This is a genomic window from Mesorhizobium sp. M7A.F.Ca.CA.002.05.1.1, from assembly GCF_003998335.1.
Lineage (GTDB): Bacteria > Pseudomonadota > Alphaproteobacteria > Rhizobiales > Rhizobiaceae > Mesorhizobium.
Map to the genome: position 1 here is coordinate 1 of NZ_RZQI01000662.1, position 3392 is coordinate 3392.

Here is a 3392-nt window from a genome sequence, read left to right on the forward strand (position 1 = left end):
GCCATGGAAGGTCTATGTCACCAAGGGCGAGAGCAAGCAGCGGATATCAGACGCCATTCTCAATTCCGGCATTCGCGCCGAAAAAGCTGATTGGGACGAGTACCGGTATTATCCCACACAGTTCTTCGAGCCGTATCTGACCCGCCGCCGCGCCAACGGTTTCGGCCTCTATGGCGCGCTCGGGATCGGTCGTCGCGAGGTCGACAAGATGCGCGCCCAGCACGACCGCAACTTCGTCTTCTTCGACGCCCCGGTCGGCATGATCTTCACCATCGACCGCCGCCTCAACCAGGGCTCATGGATCGACTACGGCATGTTCCTGCAGAACATTATGGTCGCAGCAAGAGGCAGGGGTCTGCACACCTGTCCGCAGGCGGCCTTCGCGCCCTATCACCGGCAGATCAGGCCGGTGCTCGACATTCCGGACGAAGAGATCGTCGTCTGCGGCATGGCGCTTGGTTATGAAGATACGTCAAAACCTGAAAACGCCTTCCGCACCGACCGCGTGCCGCTGGAAGAGTGGGTGACGTTCAGCGAATAAGCCAGCCAGCCTCATTCGGTATTCATCTGTGCGCCGTGGCCGCTGACATGGGCACCGTCCTGTGGCGTCAGCTTGAGGTAGGCAAGCAGCGCGCAGAGCGTGATGATGCCCTCGATGACGAACAGGATGCGGAAATCGTCGGCGACGGCTGGACCGCCGCCGGCCAGAAATGACAATACCGCCGCAGCCAGGCCGACGCTGATCGCCACCGCCAGCTGCCATAATATGTAATAGAGCGCGCTGAAGCGGGCGAGCTGCTCGGGCGCGATGTCGGAATAGGCGAGATTGCCGGTCGAGGCCCATTGCGCGGAGCGGAAGACGCCGAAGACGAAGATGTAGGTCAGCACGATCCACACCGGCGTCGTCGCCTGCATCAAGGCGAAGCCGGCGACCATCACGGCGACGATCGGGGTGTTGTAGACCAGCACGCGGCGAAAGCCGAAACGGTTGAGGACACGCGGCATGAAGAAGCGCATGGCCACGGAGCCGACCGCGGCGACGAAGGTCAGCGATCCCGCCTGCACCGCGCTCATGCCGAAGCCGAGCTGGAACATCAAGGGCAGCAGGAACACCACCGAGCTGAGGCCGATCGTGTCCAGCCCGCCGCCGGTGAGGAACGAAATGCGGAAGGTACGGATGCGCAACAGCTCGAGATCGAGCAGCGGATTGCGCACGCGCAGGCAGTAGAACGAGGCGATGGTCAGGATGACCAGCGCCAGCGCCAGTTCTGCGGCGATGATGCCGCCCGCGGCATCCTTGGCAGCAAGCGAATCCATGCCGAAGACCAGCAGGACCATGCCGCTGCCGACCAGCAGGAAGCCCGGAAAATCGAACGGCGTGCGCACGGGCTTGGTCATCGTCGGAAACAGCGAGGCGGCAAGAATTGCCGCCGCCAGCGCGAACGGCACGTTGATGAAGAAGATCCAGCGCCAGGAAATGTAGGTGGTCAGCGCGCCCCCGACGAGCGGACCGACCAACGGTCCGGACTGGCCGGCCAGCGAGATGTACATGTTGATCTTCAGCGTTCGGCTGCGCGGAAAGGTCGACAGGATGACGACCTGGCCGAGCGTGCCCATCAAGGCACCGCCAAAGCCTTGCAGCGCGCGGGCGCCGACCAGCATCCAGATGTTGTCGGACAGCCCGCAGAGCGCCGACGAGGCGGCGAACACCAGCAAGGCAAAGCAGTAGACGTTGCGCAGGCCGAAGCGATCGGCGGCCCAGCCGCCAAGCGGCATCGAGATGATCAGGCTGGCGACATAGACGGTAATCAAGAGGCCGAGCTGGCTGGGCGGACGGCCGAGGCTTTCGCTGATGCCCGGCAGCGCGGTCACCACGACATTCTGGTCGAGGCTGGTCATGAACACGCCGCAGGCGACCGTCAGCGGCAGCAGGAGCAAGGCTCTGGCCGGCACATCGGCGCGATCCGTGGCGCCGGCGGATAGTTCTGCGGTCATGGAGATGTTCGAACCAAACGAATGTGCCGACTCTTGAAGAAGGGATTTCATATCCCTCGGGCCGGTTGGGCGGCCACGTTTTCGCACCATGGGCGCCGGCGGCCAGATTCTCTAGCGGCAGAAGCGGCTGGCGTTGATGCCAGATGTGGGCAACGCGGCCATCCGGCCGCGCCGCCTACTGCACCTCGTAGCCGACTTCCTCGCTGGCATGGCAGAGCGCCTTCCAGAACGAGCGTGCAAACGAGCGGAAGACATAGATGTCGAACTGGTCGGCGCTGGTGCGCTGGATCTGGGCGAAGATGTCGTGATGGGTGGTCGAGCGGCCGGCTCCAACAGGAAAGGCCGGCAGCGCGAAATCGATGGCGAAGAATTTCGCCAGCACCCATTCGGCCTTCGGCCCGGCAATGCGGATGGCGGTGCGGCCGTGCGAGAGGTCGGTCACAGTGCCAATGGCGGGGGTCACCACCTTGGCAAAGGCCGCAGCCAGGCCTTCGGCTTCATCGGCAACGGTGAACTTTCCCGGCGCGAAGCCGAACACCGATTTCACGCCATCGCTCAAGCCGCCGCCGGCGCCATCGGGCAGGGCAAGCCCGGTGACGGTGCGGACGGCTGCTATCAGCTTCTTCTCCTCGCCGGGCCACGCGGCGAGCTGCACGATCGAGCCCGGCCTTGTCTCGGTCAGGATGATCTCGACGCCGTGCTCGAAATTGCCGTGCGAGCCGACATGGAATTCAGGCTCAAGCGGCGACAAGGGTTCGGGTGATTGGCGCTCAACCATGCATGCGGCTCCCGTCCGGATCGAAGAAGTGGTTGGAGACGATCTCGACCGGTCCAAACCGGTTGCGCAAGGGATCGGAGACATGAGCGCGCGTGCCCTGCAGTGCCTTGCCGCCCTTGACCAGCGCCAGCGCGATATGCCTGCCGAGCGCCGGTGAATAGCAGCAGGCGGTGATGTGACCGATCGAGCCGTGCGGATTGGCCTCGTCAACCTCCTCGACGATGTGCGCGCCGCCATTGAACGGTAGGTTGTCGAGGGCGATCAGGCCGACCAGTTCCAGGCGGTCCGACGCGATCAGGCCTTCGCGGTCCATCATCGCCGAGCCGATGAACGGCTTCTTCTTCGACAGCATCCAGTCGAGATGCAGGTCGCGCGCCGTGGTGCGGCCGTCGATCTCGGCGCCGGTGACATGGCCTTTTTCGATGCGCATGGTGCCCAGCGCCTCGAGCCCGTAGGTGACCAGCCCGAACGGTTTGCCGGCCTCGACAAGCGCTTCCCAGACATGGGTGCCGTGGCCGGCGCCGGAATAGACTTCGAACGCCATTTCGCCGGAGAAGGACAGCCGGCAGATCATCACCGGCACGCCTGCTATCTCGCCGCGCACGAGGCCCATGAAGGG

4 protein-coding genes are annotated in these 3392 nt (G+C 64.2%); 1 reads left to right on the top strand and 3 read right to left on the bottom strand.

What is annotated here, in order from left to right; genetic code table 11:
* Positions 1-541: nitroreductase (locus EN939_RS26160; protein ID WP_164751224.1), on the top strand; the 541-nt coding region annotated here is incomplete at its 5' end.
* Between the two features lie 11 nt (positions 542-552).
* Here the strand turns inward: EN939_RS26160 and EN939_RS26165 are convergent.
* From EN939_RS26165 to EN939_RS26175, 3 genes are all read right to left on the bottom strand, one after another.
* On the bottom strand, positions 553-1995 hold the full coding sequence (locus EN939_RS26165) for an MFS transporter (RefSeq protein WP_127270664.1): 1443 nt from the start codon (positions 1993-1995) through the stop codon (positions 553-555).
* A gap of 175 nt (positions 1996-2170) precedes the next feature.
* Positions 2171-2773: a sarcosine oxidase subunit gamma gene (locus EN939_RS26170; RefSeq protein WP_127270665.1), complete on the bottom strand. Its 603-nt coding sequence runs from the start codon at positions 2771-2773 to the stop codon at positions 2171-2173.
* On the bottom strand, positions 2766-3392 hold a 627-nt coding region (locus tag EN939_RS26175), incomplete at its 5' end, for a glycine cleavage T C-terminal barrel domain-containing protein (protein WP_272483112.1). The genes EN939_RS26175 and EN939_RS26170, both read right to left, overlap by 8 nt.